The sequence below is a fragment of the Xanthomonas nasturtii genome, from assembly GCF_023337365.3.
GTDB lineage: Bacteria > Pseudomonadota > Gammaproteobacteria > Xanthomonadales > Xanthomonadaceae > Xanthomonas > Xanthomonas nasturtii.
Map to the genome: position 1 here is coordinate 2,491,407 of NZ_CP142084.2, position 16,723 is coordinate 2,508,129.

Sequence of the window (16,723 nt, forward strand, 5' to 3'; positions counted from 1 at the left end):
CCAGGGGTTCCCCCATGCGTAAAGGCACTGCACTGATCGTCGGTGTGACCGGTATTTCCGGTTACAACCTTGCCAACGTGTTGCTGGCCGACGGCTGGACCGTTTACGGCCTTGCCCGCCGGCCGCTGCCGCACGACGGCGTCATCCCGGTGGCGGCGGATCTGCTGGATGCCGAAAGCACCAGCAACGCACTGCGCGATTTGCCCATCACGCACGTGTTCTTCTGCACCTGGACGCGTCGCGACACCGAACGCGAGAATGTCCAAGCCAATGCCGCAATGATGCGGCACCTGTGCGATGCGCTCAGCCATGCGCCGCTGCAGCACATGGCGCTGGTCACCGGCACCAAACACTACCTGGGTGCATTCGAAAACTACGGCAGCGGCAAGGCAGAGACGCCGTTCCGCGAAAGCGAGCCGCGCCAGCCAGGCGAAAACTTCTACTACACGCTGGAAGACCTGTTGTTCGCGCATGCAGACCAACACGGTTTCGGCTGGAGCGTGCACCGCTCGCACACCATGATTGGCATGGCCAATGGCAGCAACGCAATGAACATGGGCGTGACGCTGGCGGTCTATGCATCGCTGTGCAAGCACACCGGGCAACCCTTCGTGTTCCCAGGCTCGCAAGCGCAGTGGAATAGCCTGACCGACCTCACCGATGCCGGCCTGCTAGGCCGCCAACTGGCCTGGGCCGGGCTCAGCCCGGCAGCGCGCAATCAGGCCTTCAATACCGTCAACGGCGATGTGTTCCGCTGGCGCTGGATGTGGGGCGAGATTGCGAAGTTCTTCGAACTCGACGCGGCGCCCTGCCCCGCTACGCCGGCACCGCTGGAACCACGCCTGAGCCAGACCGCACCGGCGCTGTGGGCCGACTTGGCCGCGCAACACCACCTGGTGGAATCGGACGTCAATCGGCTGGCCTCGTGGTGGCACACCGACGCCGATCTGGGCCGCGAGATCGAGTGCGTCAACGACATGACCAAGAGCCGCGAACTGGGCTTTCTGGATTTCTACGACAGCCGCGCCTCGTTCTTCGAACTGTTCACCCGGCTGCGGGCGCTTCGCATCATTCCCTGATCGATGGCGTTGCATCGCTGCAGGTCGGCCTTCGACCTGCAGCGGTAAGCGATCTGCTGCATCACTGTCGGCAGGTTCGCAGCGGTAACGTGGCGTACTTCCTTCGCTGCGCGGAGTGTGCCGCACTGCTTTCGTTGCACAGAGCGCAACGCAGTCATTCGCATCCATGCCGGGTTCGCGCAATGGCAGCCGCATACTCACTTGCGATGCAACAACGATCTGCAGACATCGTGCAGATGCCTTGCGTCACATCCGTGGAGGGCAAAAACTCGATCGCCCTCCTAATGCAGCGCCGCCGAGCCGGCGACGGCGCCTTAGCGACTACACCGCAGACGGCGCCAATTCGCGCAGCTTGCCCTGATGCAGCTCCAGCACGCGGTCCAGGCGCCGCGCCAGGCTGCGGTCGTGCGTCACCAACACCAGGCTGGTGCGCTGGGCGCGATTGAGCTCCAGCATCAGCTCGAACACGGTGCCCGCGGTCTTGTCGTCGAGGTTACCGGTGGGCTCGTCGCCCAGCACGCAACCCGGCTTGTTGACCAGCGCACGGGCCACCGCACAGCGCTGACGCTCGCCGCCCGACAGCTCGCTGGGTTTGTGTTCAATGCGATGGCCCAGCCCGACCGACTCCAGCAACTGCAACGCCTGCGCTCTGGCGACCGAGACGTCCTTGCCCGACAGCAGCACCGGCATCATCACGTTTTCCAGCGCGGTGAATTCCGGCAGCAGATGATGGAACTGATACACGAAGCCAAGCGCCTGGTTGCGCAGCGTGCCGCGCTGCGCATCGGACAGTGCCGACATACGCTCGCCCGCTACATACACCTCGCCCGAGGTCGGAATATCCAGCCCGCCCAGCAGATGCAACAAGGTGCTCTTGCCGGCACCGGAGGCACCGACGATCGCCACGGTTTCGCCGGTGGCCACCGACAGATCCAGGCCGTCGAACACCGGCGTGCGCATCTTGCCTTCGGCGTAGGTCTTGCCCAGACCCTCGGCCCGAATCACTGCCTCTGCGTGGTTTGGCTTTTGCACGACCGATTCCCGATTCCCGATTCCCGATTTCCGAACCTCATTCATAACGCAGCGCCTCCGCCGGCTGGGTGCGCGAGGCGCGCCAGGCCGGATACAGGGTCGCCAGGAAACTCATCACCAACGCCACGACGGTGATCACCACCACGTCCTGGGTCTGCATATCGGTCGGCAGGCCGGTGATGTAGTACACGTCTTCGGGCAACAACTTCACGCTGAAAATCGCTTCGATCACGCCAAGGATGCGTTCGAGATTGAGCGTCAGCACGATGCCGCCGATCACGCCCATGAAGGTGCCCATGAAGCCGATCAACGAGCCCTGCACCATGAACACCTGCATCACCCCGCCCGGCGACAAGCCGAGCGTGCGCAGAATGGCGATATCGGCCTGTTTGTCGGTCACCAGCATCACCTGCGAGGACACCAGGTTGAACGCACCCATCGCCACGATCAGCGACAGCAGGATGCCCATCACGGTCTTTTCCATCTTCAACGAGTGATAGAGATTGGCGTTTTCCTGGGTCCAGTCGCTGACCCGATACGGGCCATGCAACTTCACCGCCAGGTCGCGCGCCACCGGCCAGGCCTGATCCATGTCGTGCAGGCGCAGACGCACGCCGGTCACGCCATCCATGCGCAGCACGCGCGCCAGATCCTGCATGTTGACCACGGCCAAGCCGCGATCGATCTCGTTGTAGCCGGCTTCGAAAATCCCGCTGACGGTGAAACGCTTGAGCCGCGGCATGGCACCCAACGGCGTGGCCTGGGTATCGCTGAGCAGCACGACGATGCTGTCGCCCACGTCCACGCCCAGCCACAGCGCCAGCTCCTTGCCGATCACGATGTTGTACGAACCAGACGTCAAGCTGTCGACCGAGCCCTGCTGCATCTTCTTGGCCAGTACAGACACCTTGTTCTCTTCGGACGGAACGATGCCACGCACGATCGCCGGCTGCTTGCGCGGACCCTGCAGCAGCGATTCTGTTTCGATATACGGTGCGGCGCCGGCAACACGCGGGTCGGCCATGGCGACCTCGACCGCGTGCTGCCAGTCGCGCATTGGTGCGCCTTCCGCGCTGACGGTGGCATGCGCGGCCATCTGCAGCAGGCGGTCGCGGATTTCCTTCTGAAAACCGCTCATCACCGCCAGCGTGGTGATCAGCACGGTCACGCCCAGGGCGATGCCCAGGATCGATGCCATCGAGATAAACGAGATGAAGCCATTGCGCCGTTTGGCACGCAGGTAGCGCAAGCCGATGGCAACCGGGATAGGTTTGAACATGCGGTTCAACCGGGAAAGGGACGCTATGTTGCCACTAGCGGCCGCCGGGACGAAATGGCATGGGCCTGCGCGGCCAGACGCAGTTCACGTCGTTGCGGCGCCAGCAAGGTATCCGGCCAGAAATGCAGGCGTTGGCGTCGGCCATCCGGCTGCGTCCACGACACCACTGCAAGCGGACCGCGCCAGTGCACCTGCAGCCCGTCCACCTGTACTCCGTCAATGCTGGCGGGCGTTTCCGCCCACGGCACCAGCAGTTGCCGCACTGGCGAGCGCAACAGCTGACGCAGTGCCCGGCCGCCTGCAAGCAGCGCGTACGCAGATAGCAACACTGCCAGCCACGGTGGGACACCGCTACGCCACACAGCCCACACTGCGAGCAGCATCACTACGCCCAATGCGCAAATCAATCCGCGCGAAGGCCGCCACTCAAGCCGGCAAGGCGCGGATATCGGCGATGAGTGCGGCGTTGCCGGCATCGGGGCAAGCCTCGTATCCCATGAACCAGCGCCACAACTTATCGTCTTCGCAATCCAGTAGCTGTAGGAAAACCGCGCGCTCGGCGTCAGGCGCTTGCACCCAGCGCTGGTCCAGATAGCGCCCGAACAACTGGTCGAGTTCGCGCATGCCACGCCGGCAACGCCAGCGCAATTTCTTCAACAGGGTCTGTTCGTCCATCTCATCTCTCCACCGCGCCGCGTGGCGGGCCGAAAACGACAGCGGCACCTGACCATAAGGCCGGTGCCGCTGCGAACCACATCCCCGTCGCGGGGAATCACTACCGTGCGATCAGGCGCGACGCGCCATCATCAACTTCTTGATTTCGGCGATCGCCAGCGCCGGATTCAAGCCCTTCGGGCAAGTGCGTGCGCAGTTCATGATGGTGTGGCAGCGATACAGCTTGAACGGGTCTTCCAGATCGTCCAGACGCGCACCGGTGTCTTCGTCGCGCGAGTCCACGATCCAGCGGTACGCCTGCAGCAGGATTGCCGGGCCCAGGTAACGCTCGCCGTTCCACCAGTAGCTCGGGCAGCTGGTCGAGCAGCACGCGCACAGGATGCACTCGTACAAGCCATCGAGCTTGCGACGGTCTTCGGGCGACTGCAAGCGCTCGCGATCCGGCGGCGGCGGGGTCTGGGTGCGGATCCACGGCTTGATCGACGCGTACTGCGCATAGAAATGCGTCAGGTCCGGTACCAGGTCCTTGATCACGCTCATGTGCGGCAGCGGATAGATCGGCACCTCGGACTTGCCGCACGCAGCAATCGCCTTGGTGCAGGCCAGCGTGTTGGTTCCGTCGATGTTCATCGCGCACGAACCGCAGATGCCCTCGCGGCAGGAACGGCGGAACGCCAACGTCGGGTCGATCTCGTTCTTGATCTTGATCAGCGCGTCCAACACCATCGGGCCGCATTTATCCAGATCGATCTCGTAGCTGTCGGTGCGCGGGTTGGCGTCGACGTCCGGATCCCAGCGGTAGACCTTGAAAGTGCGCGTGTTCTTGGCGCCCTGTGCAGGGTAATGCTTGCCCTTGCCGATCTTTGAATTCTTGGGGAGGGTGAACTCTGCCATAGCTGCTCTCGTTGGCTCAGGCGATGCGCGGTGCGAACGACAACCGCACCGTGCGCATGAAGGTAAAGATGACGGATGCCACTGCCGAAGCAGTCGCGTAGCGGCCGGCCACTTGCCGGCGCTGCTCCAGCGTCATGTTGCGACACCATTGCAGCGACACATTGCCGCCACGCGCGGACGCGGTGGCAGGCAGTGGCACGGCAACAGTGGGTCGCTGCATGCGCATCGATCAGTAAACGCGCGGCTTCGGAGGCACCACGTCCACATCCTTGCTCAGCGTATACATGTGCACAGGGCGGTACTCGAATTCGCACTTGCCCTTGTCGTCGACAGTCACCAGCGTGTGCTTCTGCCAGTTGACGTCGTCGCGGTCCGGGAAGTCCTCGTGCGAATGCGCGCCGCGGCTTTCCTTGCGCTGCTCGGCCGAATTGATCGTCGCCACTGCGTTGAGCAGCAGGTTGTTCAATTCGTAGGTTTCGATCAGGTCCGAGTTCCATACCAGCGAGCGGTCCGACACCTTGACGTCTTCGAAGGTGGCGAAGATCTCGGCCATCTTGTCCACGCCTTCCTTCAGCGTCTTGCTGGTACGGAACACGGCCGCATCGGACTGCATGGTGCGCTGCATGTTGTCGCGAATCACCGACGTCGGCGTAGAGCCGTTGGCGTAGCGCAACTTGTCCAGCAGACCCAGCGCCTTGTCGCACGCATCCGACGGCAACGTCTTGTGCGGTTGGTTGGGCTTGACCGTCTCGGCGCAGCGGTTGGCCACCGCGCGACCGAACACCACCAGATCCAGCAGCGAGTTGGAACCCAACCGGTTGGCACCGTGCACCGACACGCAGGCGGCTTCGCCGATCGCGTACAGACCGGGGACCACCGCATCCGGGTCGTCGCCCTGCTTGCGCACGACTTCGCCGTAGAAATTGGTCGGGATGCCGCCCATGTTGTAGTGCACGGTCGGCAGCACCGGGATCGGCTGCTTGGTCACGTCCACACCGGCAAAGATGTGCGCACTTTCGGCGATGCCGGGCAGCTTTTCGTTGATGACTTCCGGGCCGAGGTGGGTCAGGTCGAGCAGGATGTGATCCTTGTGCTCGCCAACGCCACGGCCTTCACGGATTTCCACCGTCATCGAACGCGACACCACGTCGCGCGAGGCCAGATCCTTGTAATGCGGTGCATAGCGCTCCATGAAGCGCTCGCCGTTGCTGTTGCGCAGGATGCCGCCTTCGCCGCGCACGCCCTCGGTGATCAGGCAGCCCGCACCGTAGATGCCGGTGGGATGGAACTGCACGAACTCCATGTCCTGCACCGGCAAGCCGGCACGCATCACCAGGCCGCCGCCGTCACCGGTACAGGTGTGCGCAGAGGTGGCGCTGAAGTAGGCGCGGCCGTAGCCGCCGGTGGCCAGAACCACGCCATGGGCGCGGAACAGATGCAGCGTGCCATCGGCCATGTCCAGCGCGAGCACACCACGGCAGACGCCTTCTTCGTCGAAGATCAGATCGAGTGCGAAGTACTCGATCATGAAGCGTGCATTGTGCGCCAGCGACTGCTGGTACAGCGTGTGCAGCATGGCGTGGCCGGTACGGTCGGCTGCGGCGCAGGTGCGCTGCGCCGACGGGCCTTCGCCGTACTTGGTGGTCATGCCACCGAACGGGCGCTGATAGATCTTGCCTTCTTCGGTACGCGAGAACGGCACGCCGTAGTGCTCCAGCTCGATGATGGCTGGAATCGCTTCGCGACACATGTACTCGATCGCGTCCTGGTCGCCCAGCCAATCGGAGCCCTTGATGGTGTCGTAGAAATGGTAGCGCCAATCGTCTTCGCCCATATTGCCGAGCGCGGCGGAAATACCGCCCTGCGCGGCGACGGTATGCGACCGGGTCGGGAAGACCTTGGTCAGGCAGACGGTCTGCAGGCCTTTCTGGGCCAAGCCGAACGTGGCACGCAGGCCGGCGCCGCCGGCACCCACCACGACCATGTCGTACTTGTGTTCAGTGATCTTGTAAGCGGACATCTAATCTGGATTCCTGTTCTATGTGCCCGATGACTCAGGCACCGCCCAGCGCGATGCGCGCCACTGCGAAAATGCTGACGATCGCGCCAAGCACGGCGATGAACTTCACCGTCGTCTGCAACGCCAGCGCCAGCAGCGAATTGTGGATGTAGTCCTCGAGCACGACCTGCAGACCAAGCTGCGCATGCCAGAACATCGCCACCAGGAAACCGACCAGCAACACGGCATTCCACGGCTTGGACACCGCAGTGACTGCAGTCATGTAGTCGGAACCAAGCAGGCTCAGCACGAACGCCACAAACCAGATCGCCAGCACAACCAGCGCCGTCGCGGTCAGGCGCTGCATCACGAAATGTTCGGTACCGGTCTTGGCTGCGCCCAGACCACGCACATTTTTCAACGGAGTGCGATAGCGGCTCATGCGGAAGCTCCAGTCAGGACATACGCCCAGATTGCGCAGGTCAGTACCAGGCTGGCGATCACCGATGTCCAGCTGCTGCGGATAAAGGCCGGAATGCTGAACCCGCGGCCAAAGTCCTGGACGATGTGGCGGATGCCGTTGGACAGGTGGTAGGTAAAGGCCCAAGACCAGGCAAACAGGAACACCTGGCCGTACCAGGCGCCCAGATGCTGGGTGAGGCAATTCCAGTGGTCCTCACCTAGCACCAGCAAGAGCAACGAGACGGCGATGACCAGCGCGCCTCCGGAAAGGATGACACCGGTGGCTCGATGCAGGATCGAGGTCGCCATCTGAATCTGCCAGCGGTAGACCTGCAGATGTGGAGAAGTGGGACGTTCGCGGATCGCCATTCGCTGGGCTCGTTTTCTCGGCTGGGCGGCACTAGGCCGCTGTGGCTAAAAGCTGCTCAAAAATCGATGCAGCGTCCATTTTTTTCCCAGTCGCCGTAACGCGTTGGCTCGGGGCCGTCGCGTCCACCAATCTCCTTCGGCAGTGGCTTCTTCTCGGGTTTCTGCTCCTGAGGGGAAGGCTGCGTCTCGGAATCCTGCGCTGGGGTGGGGGTTGGATGGCCTATCATAGTGGTCTCACAACGTTGCGATTTTAGTCCTCCCCATCCATGGCTGACAACCTGAATCTTATTCCACAGGGTTTTGGCTCCCTGCACGATATGCAATACGTCCGACTCGTCGGCGCGGATGCAGCGGCGTTTGCGCATGCCCAATTCGCCAATGACGTGCAGGCGTTGGCGGTTGGGCAGTGGCAGTGGAATGCGTGGTTGACCGCGAAGGGGCGCGTCATTGCCATCTTCGCACTCCTGCGTGAGGACGACACACACTTGCTGATGCTGTTGCCCGATGGCAACGCGGCCGAGATCGCCGCGCAGCTCGTCCGTTTCGTGTTCCGCCGCAAGCTGAAAATCAGCACCGCCGCACTGTTCGCCTGTGCCGGCTTCGCCGCGCCAGTGCACGCGCACGCTGCGCAGGCCGATATCAGAACGCAGCGTATCGAACTGGATATGGGCTGCGCCGCGCTGCCGCGCACCTTGCTGTTGTACGCCGAAGATGCATTGGCGGCGCCTATCGAATTGGCGAGCGCAGATGCGCAATGGCGGCGTGCGGATCTGCAACTGGGACTCGCCCGCCTGGTCGAGGGCCAGCGCGAACTGTGGACGCCGCAGCAGCTGGCACTGGACCGCCTGCAGGCCTATAGCGTGAAAAAGGGCTGCTATCCGGGCCAGGAGATCGTGGCGCGGACGCACTTTCTGGGCAAGGCCAAGCGCGCATTGCAGTTGCTCGAAACCGATGCTGCGGCCGATGCCGGGGATGCCGTCGCACTGGACGGCACCGCGATCGGCACGGTGGTAAGCGTGGCCGGCAACCTCGCGCTGGCGGTGTTGCCGCTGGAACTGATCCTGGATGCCGGCACCGCCTTGCAGGCCGGCGCGCACGACGCTAGGCCGCACGTAATCGTGCCCGGCCTGGAGCGTTCGGCGCAGCTAGAAACGTAGCAAGCAGTCGTCAGCTGGCTTGGACGGCGCGCTCAACACCGTAGTGCGCATGTAGTCCATGCCGCTTCCGAACACCGGCCGTGCCCGTCTGGCGGCGAGCGCAGTCGTGTTATTGCCTGATCTAAGCCACTTCCAGGCGCTGCCCGGTGGCCGGGTCGAAGAAGTGCAAGGTGTCGCTGCGCAGCGCCAGACGCAGTGGCTGGCCCACCGCCGGCAAGGTCTGCGGCGGGACACGGATCACCAGCGGCTGACCTCCACGGTCGAGATTGAGGAAGATCTCGTTGCCGACCGGCTCGATCACATCGACCCGCGCATCGAAGCCCAGCACCGCGTTGTCGGATGGCTGCAGGTGCTCCGGGCGTACGCCGACGATCACGTCCTGGCCAAACCAGGCAGGGTCGACCCGCGCCGCGCCCAGCGGCACGCGCCAGCCATCGGCCATGACCAGATGCAGGCCATCCTGGGCATCCAGGCGTCCCTGCAGCACGTTCATTGCCGGGCTGCCGAGAAAGCCAGCGACAAACAGGTTGGCCGGGCGGTCGTACAGCGCCATCGGGCTGTCAATCTGCTGGATCACGCCGTCCTTGAGCACCACGATGCGCTGGCCGAGCGTCATCGCTTCGACCTGGTCGTGGGTCACGTAGATCATGGTAGTGCCGAGCTTGCGATGCAGCTGCGCAATCTCGGTGCGCACGCTGTGGCGCAGCTTGGCGTCCAGGTTGGACAGCGGCTCATCGAGCAGGAACACCGACGATTCGCGCACCATCGCCCGCCCGAGCGCCACACGCTGGCGCTGGCCGCCGGACATCGCCTTGGGCAACTTGTCGAGCATCGGGGTCAGACCCAGCAGCTCGGCAGCATTGTTGACGCGCTCGGCAATGACCTGCTTGGGGTGACCGCGCAGCTTGAGGCCGAAGGCCAGATTTTCCGCCACGGTCATGTGCGGATACAGCGCATAGCTCTGGAACACCATGGCGATGTCGCGGTCCTTCGGCGCTACGTCGTTGACCACGCGCTCGCCGATCTTCAGCGTGCCGGCACTGATGTCTTCGAGACCGGCAATCATGCGCAACAAGGTCGATTTACCGCAGCCGGATGGCCCGACCAGCACCATCAACTCGCCGTCGGCCACTTCAAAGCTCGCACCCTGCACTGCCACCTGGCCGTTTTCGTAGACCTTGCGGACACCTTCCAACTGCACTTTCGCCATCTTCGGCCTCAACGTAAGTTGTGCGCCCTGCCCTCGGCCCTCCCGACGGCGGTGACGCCGCATGCGCCTGCAAGGAAATTTCCTGCAAACGAATGCATTGGTTTATTCTGACATGTAATCGTTTTCACATGGCAACATCGATCTCGGGAGGGACCATGCCGCCACCGACCCAAGCCGCTGTCTCAAGCGGTGCAGCCTACCTTGCGAGGCCCGCCATTCGGCCACGCATGTGCAGGTCAACCGCCGCGGCGCTAACCGCTGACGGCCACTTGCTGCAACAATCGGGGATTGGGCGTGCGCGTCCATCCCCCGCTGCGCGCACGCCAGTGTCGCTCAGGAACAGACATACCGACCGCCGGCTGTCCGGCGCCTTTCCGACCAGCTGCTGATCACGATGTCTCCAGAATCTGAAATTCGGTCCATGCACAACACCCTGATCCTGTTCGGCGCCACCGGCGATCTCGCCCAGCGCTATCTCTTCCCGTCCCTGCTGCGATTGTTCGTCGATGGCCTGCTGCCGGAGGATTTCCGTATCCGCGCACTGGCGCTGTCTCCGCACGACACCGAGGCATTCCGCGAGGTCCTGCGCCCGCGCCTGGCCGCCGCGCTGCCGATCGCCACGCCCGAGCAGATCGAAACGCTGCTGCAGCGGGTCGACTATCGCTCGGTGGATCTGCGCGATGCCGAGTCGGTGGCCAATGCCGTACGCGAGCTGGCCAGCCGCCAGTGCGTGAGCTACCTGGCGATTCCGCCGGGCCTGTACATCAGCACCTGCCAGGGCCTGGCCCTGGGCGGCGCGCTGGCTGCGCCGCACCGGCTGATGCTGGAAAAGCCGATCGGCCACGACTCGGACAGCGCCCGCGAGATCCTGCAGTCGATCGGCGCGCTGATCGACGAAGACCGCGTGTTCCGCCTGGACCACTACCTGGGCAAGGCGGCGGTGCAGAACCTGATCGCCCTGCGCTTCGGCAATACGTTGCTGGAAGCGGTGTGGAACCGCACCTATATCGAGTCGGTGCAGATCCTGGTGGCCGAGAGCGAAGGCGTGGATGGGCGCGATGCCTACTACGCGCGCTCCGGCGCGCTGCGCGACATGGTGCAGAGTCACATCCTGCAGTTGTTGTGCCTGGTGGCGATGGAGCCGCCGGCCTCGCTGGAAGCCGATCGCATCCGCGACGAGAAGGTCAAGGTGCTGCGCGCGCTGCGCCCGATGACCGCCGAGCATGCCGCCCACGACAGCGTGCGTGGCCGCTACACCGCCGGCAGCATCAACGGCCAGCCGGCGCAGGCCTATCACCCGCCGGAAGGCAGCGACGTGGAAACCTTCGTCGCGGTGACCGCGCATATCGACAACTGGCGCTGGGCCGGGGTGCCGTTCCACCTGTGCACCGGCAAGCGTCTGGCCGAGCGTTCCACCCGCATCGTGGTCACGCTCAAGCCGGTGACGCATTGGCTGTTCGAGCGCCCGGACCGGCAGAACGCGGTGCCCAACCGCCTGACCTTCCAACTGCAGCCGCAGGAAAACATCGAGCTTGGTCTGATGAGCAGCCTGGCCGGCCCGGAATGGGGTGCGATCGAACTGCAGCCGCTGGAACTGGAACTGTCGGTGCCGACCGGCCTGCACCGCCGCATCGCCTACGAGCGCCTGTTCGTGGATGCCTTCAACGGCAACCCGGCGCTGTTCGTGCGCGACGACGAGGTCAAGGCCGCCTGGTCGTGGATCGACAGCGTCAGCGATGCGTGGAAAGACGCCGCGCTGCCACTGCAGTCCTACCCGGCCGGCAGCTGGGGGCCCGAGTCGGCGACCCACTTCCTGCCCCCGGCCACCGACGCACAGGGAAACAACGCATGACCGCTCCTTCCAAGCCGGTGCTGGTTGCCGATATCGGCGGAACCAATGCGCGCTTCGCGCTGGCCGACGTCGACGCCTCGGTGCCGTTGCTGGATGACACCTCGCGTGAATTTGCGGTGGTGGACTTCGGTTCGCTCGGCGAAGCCGCGCGCTACTACCTCGACCAGATCGGCGTGCAGGCCACCCAGGGCGTGTTCGCCGTGGCCGGCCGTGTGGATGGCGACGAGGCGCGCATCACCAACCACCCGTGGGTGATCTCGCGCTCGCGCACCGCCAGCATGCTGGGCTTCAGCACCTTGCATCTGATCAACGACTTCGCCGCGCAGGCCATGGCGATCAGCCTGTTGCGTCCGCAGGACGTGGTGCAGGTGGGCGGCGCCAGCTGGCGCCCGGCGCCGATCGATCAGCCGCGCAACTACGGCGTGATCGGCCCTGGCACCGGCCTGGGCGTGGGTGGGCTGATCATCCGCAACGGGCGTTGCTTTCCGCTGGAAACCGAAGGTGGCCACGTCAGCTTTCCGCCCGGCACGCCAGAGGAGATCCGCATTCTGGAGATCCTTTCCGAGCAGTTCGGCCGGGTCTCCAACGAGCGCCTGATCTGCGGCCCGGGCCTGGTCAACATCCATCGCGCGCTCAGCGAGATCGCCGGGGTCGACCCGGGCCCGCTGCAGCCCAAGGACATCACCGCGCGTGCGGCGGCGGGCGACCCGCGCTCGTCGCGCACCATCGATCTGTTCTGCGCCATCTTCGGCGCGATCGCCGGCGACATGGTGTTGATGCAGGGCGCCTGGGACGGCGTGTTCCTCACCGGCGGGCTGGTGCCCAAGGTGCTGGATTCGCTGCAGCATTCCGGCTTCCGCCAGCGCTTCGAACACAAGGGACGCTTCTCCGCGATCATGTCGCGGGTGCCGTCGCTGGCGGTCATGCATCCGCATGCCGGCCTGCTCGGCGCCGCCGCCTATGCGGTGGATGCGCAGCGTCAGCATCCAGGGGAGCAGCGATGAACCTGCAGGACAATCCGCGCATCACACTGGTGCGCTACGAAGACCCCGCCGAATGGACCGAGGCGGTGGCCAGCGAGATGGCCGACCTGCTGGAACAGGAGATTTCGCGCCGCGGCCAGGCGCGCATGCTGCTGTCAGGCGGCACCACCCCGGCGCCGGTGTACGAATCCCTCGCTCACCGTCCGCTGGACTGGTCGCGGGTGGAAGTGGGCCTGGTCGATGAGCGCTGGCTCTCGCCGCAGGATCAGGACAGCAACGCCTGGCTGGTCAATCACAGCTTTCTGACTCACGCATCGGCGGCGACCTTCATCCCGCTGGTGCGCCCGGGCAAGCAGTTGCCCGAGTGCGTGCACACCGCGAACCTGCAGGCCAGGCACGCCGAGCCTGCGTGCCTGGCGGTGCTGGGCATGGGCGGCGACGGACACACCGCCTCGCTGTTTCCGGGCTCGACCGACCTGAGCAAGGCACTGTCCAGCCCGCAGCCGTACGCTTCGCTGGATGCCACCGGCTGCCCCGGCGCGAATCAGTGGCCGCTGCGGATCACGCTGACACCGGCCGGACTGGCCGCCATCCCGACCCGCCTGCTGTTGCTGCGCGGCAAGCAGAAGCTGGACGTGCTGCAGGCTGCACTGGCCGGTGACGATGTCAGCGAGTATCCGATCCGCGTGGCGCTGCAGCCGCCGGGCCCGAAATTGCGGGTTCATTGGTGTGCGTGAGTGCGAGTCCCTCGCAAGAGCCCGCACATCCTTGTGCGGGTATCTACGAAAAAAACAGCGTGATTACCTTCCCCGTTTCTCATAGCCGGTAGCCAATGAGCCTGCATCCGAACATCCAAGCTGTCACCGACCGTATCCGCAAGCGCAGCGCGCCGTCGCGCGCGGCTTATCTGGCCGGTCTCGATGCCGCCCTGCGCGAGGGTCCGTTCCGTAGCCGTTTGAGCTGCGGCAACCTGGCGCATGGTTTCGCCGCGTCCGAACCGACCGACAAGTCGCGCCTGCGCGGTGCCGCCACGCCCAACCTGGGCATCATCACCGCCTACAACGACATGCTGTCGGCACATCAGCCGTTCGAGCATTACCCGCAGCTGATCCGCGACACCGCGCGTACGCTCGGTGCCACCGCGCAGGTGGCCGGCGGCGTGCCGGCGATGTGCGACGGCGTGACCCAGGGCCGCGCCGGCATGGAGCTGTCGCTGTTCTCGCGCGACAACATCGCCCAGGCCGCGGCGATCGGCCTGAGCCACGACATGTTCGACAGCGTGGTGTACCTGGGCGTGTGCGACAAGATCGTGCCGGGCCTGCTGATCGGCGCGCTGGCCTTCGGGCATCTGCCGGCGCTGTTCATGCCGGCCGGTCCGATGACGCCCGGCATTCCGAACAAGCAGAAGGCCGAAGTGCGCGAGCGCTACGCCGCCGGCGAAGCCACCCGCGCCGAACTGCTGGAAGCCGAGTCGTCCTCGTATCACTCGCCCGGCACCTGCACCTTCTACGGCACCGCCAACTCCAACCAGGTGTTGCTCGAGGCGATGGGCGTGCAGCTGCCCGGTGCCTCGTTCGTCAACCCGGAGCTGCAGTTGCGCGATGCGCTGACCCGTGAGGGCACCGCGCGTGCGCTGGCAATTTCTGCGCTGGGCCAGGACTTCCGTCCGTTCGGTCGCCTGATCGACGAGCGTGCCATCGTCAATGCCGTGGTCGCGCTGATGGCCACCGGTGGTTCGACCAATCACACCATCCACTGGATTGCGGTGGCGCGTGCGGCCGGCATCGTGCTGACCTGGGACGACATGGATCTGATCTCGCAGACCGTGCCGCTGCTGACCCGCATCTACCCCAACGGCGAAGCCGACGTGAACCGCTTCCAGGCCGCGGGCGGCACTGCCTTCGTGTTCCGCGAGCTGATGGACGCCGGGCTGATGCACGACGACCTGCCCACCGTGGTCGAAGGCGGCATGCGCGCCTACGCCAACGAGCCGCGCCTGCAGGACGGCAAGGTCGTCTACGTGCCCGGCACTGCAACCACCGCCGACGACAGCGTGGCGCGGCCGGTCAGCGCCGCATTCGAATCGCAGGGCGGCCTGCGCCTGCTGCGCGGCAACCTGGGCCGCTCGCTGATCAAGTTGTCGGCAGTCAAGCCGCAGCACCGTACGATCGAAGCGCCGGCAGTGGTGATCGACACGCCGCAGGTGCTCAACAAGCTGCATGCCGCCGGCGTGCTGCCGCACGATTTCGTGGTGGTGCTGCGTTACCAGGGCCCGCGTGCCAACGGCATGCCGGAACTGCATTCGATGGCGCCGTTGCTGGGTTTGCTGCAGAACCAGGGTCGGCGCGTGGCCTTGGTCACCGACGGCCGTCTGTCCGGTGCCTCGGGCAAGTTCCCGGCGGCGATCCACATGACCCCGGAAGCCGCACGCGGCGGTCCGATCGGGCGCGTGCGCGAAGGCGACATCGTGCGCCTGGACGGCGAAGCCGGCACGCTGGAAGTGCTGGTCTCGGCCGAAGAGTGGGCATCGCGCGAGGTCGCACCCAACACCTCGGTGGCGGGCAACGACCTGGGGCGCAACCTGTTCGCCATCAACCGCCAGGTGGTTGGCCCGGCCGACCAGGGCGCCATCTCGATTTCCTGCGGCCCGACCCGTCCGGACGGCGCGCTGTGGAGCTACGACGCCGAGTACGAACTCGGTGCCGATGCAGCGGCCGCCGCCGCACCGCACGAGTCCAAGGACGCCTGATTCCCCTTCCCTCTGCGCGACCGCCTCGCGGTCGCCGTCTAACGGAGTTGCAATGACGATTGCCCAGACCCAGAACACCGCCGAACAGCTGCTGCGCGATGCCGGCATCCTGCCGGTGGTCACCGTGGACACGCTGGACCAGGCGCGCCGCGTGGCCGATGCGCTGCTCGAAGGCGGCCTGCCCGCGATCGAACTGACCCTGCGCACCCCGATTGCGATCGAAGCGCTGGCCATGCTCAAGCGCGAGCTGCCCAACATCGTGATCGGCGCAGGTACCGTGCTGAGCGAATTGCAGTTGCGTCAGTCGGTGGATGCCGGCGCCGACTTCCTGGTCACTCCCGGCACGCCCGCACCATTGGCGCGTCTGTTGGCAGATGCGCCGATTCCGGCCGTACCTGGCGCGGCTACCCCGACCGAACTGCTCACCCTGATGGGCCTGGGCTTCCGCGTGTGCAAGCTGTTCCCGGCCACCGCCGTGGGCGGCCTGCAGATGCTCAAGGGCCTGGCCGGTCCCCTATCCGAACTCAAGCTCTGCCCCACCGGCGGCATCAGTGAAGCCAATGCGGCCGAATTCCTGGCGCAGCCGAACGTGCTGTGCATCGGCGGTTCGTGGATGGTGCCCAAGGATTGGCTGGCGCAGGGCCAGTGGGACAAGGTCAAGGAAAGCTCGGCCAAGGCTGCCGAGATCGTACGGCAGGTGCGTGCGGGCTGAGTTGCTGGACACCTCTGTTCGGCGAATTGATGACCGGATGTGAGGGATCAGCGCGTCGGAAAGGACGTGCTGATTCTCTCAACAAGGTTTGGAGATCCAGCGCTCATGCGTGGTGGTTGCCACTCCAACCTCTTGATCGAAGGCTGACACACGATTTTTTAAAGCCTCGCTTGCTACGCGACTTTGCTGATCGACGCCATGGCGACAACGAACCGTGGCGGCAGCATGGCCGGGGATTGGCGGAGAGCGGCACAGGGATGTGCCGCGACGG

At 65.0% G+C, this 16,723-nt stretch carries 18 protein-coding genes; 7 read left to right on the forward strand and 11 right to left on the reverse strand.

Annotated features, from left to right (window positions below):
* Nucleotides 1–14: 14 nt before the first annotated feature.
* Nucleotides 15–1,079, forward strand: a complete 1,065-nt coding sequence (locus M3O59_RS10870) for an SDR family oxidoreductase (RefSeq protein ID WP_116906131.1) — start codon at nucleotides 15–17, stop codon at nucleotides 1,077–1,079.
* Between the two features lie 321 nt (nucleotides 1,080–1,400).
* On the opposite strand, the gene lolD is transcribed toward M3O59_RS10870, so the two are convergent.
* From lolD to M3O59_RS10920, 10 genes are all read right to left on the reverse strand, one after another.
* Entirely contained in the window at nucleotides 1,401–2,156 is a 756-nt protein-coding gene (gene lolD / locus M3O59_RS10875) for a lipoprotein-releasing ABC transporter ATP-binding protein LolD (protein WP_181920589.1), read from the reverse strand.
* Nucleotides 2,149–3,390 (reverse strand): lipoprotein-releasing ABC transporter permease subunit, encoded by a 1,242-nt coding sequence (locus tag M3O59_RS10880; RefSeq protein ID WP_064630103.1) that lies wholly within the window; start codon nucleotides 3,388–3,390, stop codon nucleotides 2,149–2,151. The genes lolD and M3O59_RS10880 overlap by 8 nt, the downstream gene beginning before the upstream one ends.
* 23 nt (nucleotides 3,391–3,413) lie before the next feature.
* The gene (locus M3O59_RS10885; RefSeq protein WP_116906129.1) at nucleotides 3,414–3,866 is read right to left on the reverse strand and encodes a hypothetical protein; all 453 of its coding nucleotides are present in this window, start codon (nucleotides 3,864–3,866) and stop codon (nucleotides 3,414–3,416) included.
* Nucleotides 3,817–4,065, reverse strand: a complete 249-nt coding sequence (locus M3O59_RS10890; protein WP_116906128.1) for an FAD assembly factor SdhE — start codon at nucleotides 4,063–4,065, stop codon at nucleotides 3,817–3,819. Before M3O59_RS10890 ends, M3O59_RS10885 begins: the two co-directional genes overlap by 50 nt.
* Before the next feature lie 111 nt (nucleotides 4,066–4,176).
* The gene (locus M3O59_RS10895) at nucleotides 4,177–4,959 is read right to left on the reverse strand and encodes a succinate dehydrogenase iron-sulfur subunit (RefSeq protein ID WP_064630109.1); all 783 of its coding nucleotides are present in this window, start codon (nucleotides 4,957–4,959) and stop codon (nucleotides 4,177–4,179) included.
* Between the two features lie 16 nt (nucleotides 4,960–4,975).
* Nucleotides 4,976–5,179, reverse strand: coding sequence for a hypothetical protein (locus M3O59_RS10900; protein ID WP_116906127.1), 204 nt, complete (start codon nucleotides 5,177–5,179; stop codon nucleotides 4,976–4,978).
* A gap of 9 nt (nucleotides 5,180–5,188) precedes the next feature.
* The gene (sdhA, locus tag M3O59_RS10905) at nucleotides 5,189–6,979 is read right to left on the reverse strand and encodes a succinate dehydrogenase flavoprotein subunit (protein ID WP_064630110.1); all 1,791 of its coding nucleotides are present in this window, start codon (nucleotides 6,977–6,979) and stop codon (nucleotides 5,189–5,191) included.
* A 34-nt stretch (nucleotides 6,980–7,013) separates the two neighbouring features.
* Nucleotides 7,014–7,400, reverse strand: coding sequence for a succinate dehydrogenase, hydrophobic membrane anchor protein (gene sdhD / locus M3O59_RS10910; RefSeq protein WP_064630112.1), 387 nt, complete (start codon nucleotides 7,398–7,400; stop codon nucleotides 7,014–7,016).
* Entirely contained in the window at nucleotides 7,397–7,789 is a 393-nt protein-coding gene (gene sdhC, locus M3O59_RS10915; RefSeq protein WP_064630114.1) for a succinate dehydrogenase, cytochrome b556 subunit, read from the reverse strand. Before sdhC ends, sdhD begins: the two co-directional genes overlap by 4 nt.
* Nucleotides 7,790–7,845: 56 nt before the next feature.
* Entirely contained in the window at nucleotides 7,846–8,154 is a 309-nt protein-coding gene (locus tag M3O59_RS10920) for a DUF1674 domain-containing protein (RefSeq protein ID WP_249046998.1), read from the reverse strand.
* On the opposite strand from M3O59_RS10920, the gene ygfZ reads away from it, so the two are divergent.
* Nucleotides 8,056–8,946 (forward strand): CAF17-like 4Fe-4S cluster assembly/insertion protein YgfZ, encoded by an 891-nt coding sequence (ygfZ, locus tag M3O59_RS10925; protein WP_116906126.1) that lies wholly within the window; start codon nucleotides 8,056–8,058, stop codon nucleotides 8,944–8,946. The genes M3O59_RS10920 and ygfZ overlap by 99 nt on opposite strands.
* A gap of 121 nt (nucleotides 8,947–9,067) precedes the next feature.
* Here ygfZ and M3O59_RS10930 read toward each other — a convergent pair whose 3' ends face one another.
* A complete protein-coding gene (locus M3O59_RS10930; protein WP_064630116.1) occupies nucleotides 9,068–10,156 on the reverse strand; it encodes an ABC transporter ATP-binding protein in 1,089 nt (362 codons plus the stop codon).
* Between the two features lie 421 nt (nucleotides 10,157–10,577).
* Here M3O59_RS10930 and zwf point away from each other — a divergent pair, with 421 nt between their 5' ends.
* From zwf to M3O59_RS10955, 5 genes are all read left to right on the forward strand, one after another.
* Nucleotides 10,578–12,008, forward strand: coding sequence for a glucose-6-phosphate dehydrogenase (zwf, locus tag M3O59_RS10935; protein ID WP_116906124.1), 1,431 nt, complete (start codon nucleotides 10,578–10,580; stop codon nucleotides 12,006–12,008).
* Complete coding sequence (glk, locus tag M3O59_RS10940; RefSeq protein WP_065469839.1) at nucleotides 12,005–13,012, forward strand: glucokinase; 1,008 nt, start codon at nucleotides 12,005–12,007, stop codon at nucleotides 13,010–13,012. Before zwf ends, glk begins: the two co-directional genes overlap by 4 nt.
* Nucleotides 13,009–13,728 (forward strand): 6-phosphogluconolactonase, encoded by a 720-nt coding sequence (gene pgl / locus M3O59_RS10945; RefSeq protein WP_054592947.1) that lies wholly within the window; start codon nucleotides 13,009–13,011, stop codon nucleotides 13,726–13,728. Before glk ends, pgl begins: the two co-directional genes overlap by 4 nt.
* Nucleotides 13,729–13,823: 95 nt before the next feature.
* On the forward strand, nucleotides 13,824–15,740 hold the full coding sequence (gene edd, locus M3O59_RS10950) for a phosphogluconate dehydratase (RefSeq protein ID WP_024938694.1): 1,917 nt from the start codon (nucleotides 13,824–13,826) through the stop codon (nucleotides 15,738–15,740).
* 52 nt (nucleotides 15,741–15,792) lie between these two features.
* Nucleotides 15,793–16,452, forward strand: coding sequence for a bifunctional 4-hydroxy-2-oxoglutarate aldolase/2-dehydro-3-deoxy-phosphogluconate aldolase (locus M3O59_RS10955; RefSeq protein ID WP_116906123.1), 660 nt, complete (start codon nucleotides 15,793–15,795; stop codon nucleotides 16,450–16,452).
* Nucleotides 16,453–16,723 lie beyond the last annotated feature (271 nt).

Coding starts and splice junctions, on each gene's coding strand:
- M3O59_RS10870 (WP_116906131.1), top strand. CDS start 15: ATGCGTAAAGGCACTGCACTGATCGTCGGTGTGACCGGTATTTCCGGT.
- lolD (WP_181920589.1), bottom strand. CDS start 2,156: ATGAATGAGGTTCGGAAATCGGGAATCGGGAATCGGGAATCGGTCGTG.
- M3O59_RS10880 (WP_064630103.1), bottom strand. CDS start 3,390: ATGTTCAAACCTATCCCGGTTGCCATCGGCTTGCGCTACCTGCGTGCC.
- M3O59_RS10885 (WP_116906129.1), bottom strand. CDS start 3,866: ATGCCGGCAACGCCGCACTCATCGCCGATATCCGCGCCTTGCCGGCTT.
- M3O59_RS10890 (WP_116906128.1), bottom strand. CDS start 4,065: ATGGACGAACAGACCCTGTTGAAGAAATTGCGCTGGCGTTGCCGGCGT.
- M3O59_RS10895 (WP_064630109.1), bottom strand. CDS start 4,959: ATGGCAGAGTTCACCCTCCCCAAGAATTCAAAGATCGGCAAGGGCAAG.
- M3O59_RS10900 (WP_116906127.1), bottom strand. CDS start 5,179: ATGCAGCGACCCACTGTTGCCGTGCCACTGCCTGCCACCGCGTCCGCG.
- sdhA (WP_064630110.1), bottom strand. CDS start 6,979: ATGTCCGCTTACAAGATCACTGAACACAAGTACGACATGGTCGTGGTG.
- sdhD (WP_064630112.1), bottom strand. CDS start 7,400: ATGAGCCGCTATCGCACTCCGTTGAAAAATGTGCGTGGTCTGGGCGCA.
- sdhC (WP_064630114.1), bottom strand. CDS start 7,789: ATGGCGATCCGCGAACGTCCCACTTCTCCACATCTGCAGGTCTACCGC.
- ygfZ (WP_116906126.1), top strand. CDS start 8,056: ATGGCTGACAACCTGAATCTTATTCCACAGGGTTTTGGCTCCCTGCAC.
- M3O59_RS10920 (WP_249046998.1), bottom strand. CDS start 8,154: ATGCGCAAACGCCGCTGCATCCGCGCCGACGAGTCGGACGTATTGCAT.
- M3O59_RS10930 (WP_064630116.1), bottom strand. CDS start 10,156: ATGGCGAAAGTGCAGTTGGAAGGTGTCCGCAAGGTCTACGAAAACGGC.
- zwf (WP_116906124.1), top strand. CDS start 10,578: ATGCACAACACCCTGATCCTGTTCGGCGCCACCGGCGATCTCGCCCAG.
- glk (WP_065469839.1), top strand. CDS start 12,005: ATGACCGCTCCTTCCAAGCCGGTGCTGGTTGCCGATATCGGCGGAACC.
- pgl (WP_054592947.1), top strand. CDS start 13,009: ATGAACCTGCAGGACAATCCGCGCATCACACTGGTGCGCTACGAAGAC.
- edd (WP_024938694.1), top strand. CDS start 13,824: ATGAGCCTGCATCCGAACATCCAAGCTGTCACCGACCGTATCCGCAAG.
- M3O59_RS10955 (WP_116906123.1), top strand. CDS start 15,793: ATGACGATTGCCCAGACCCAGAACACCGCCGAACAGCTGCTGCGCGAT.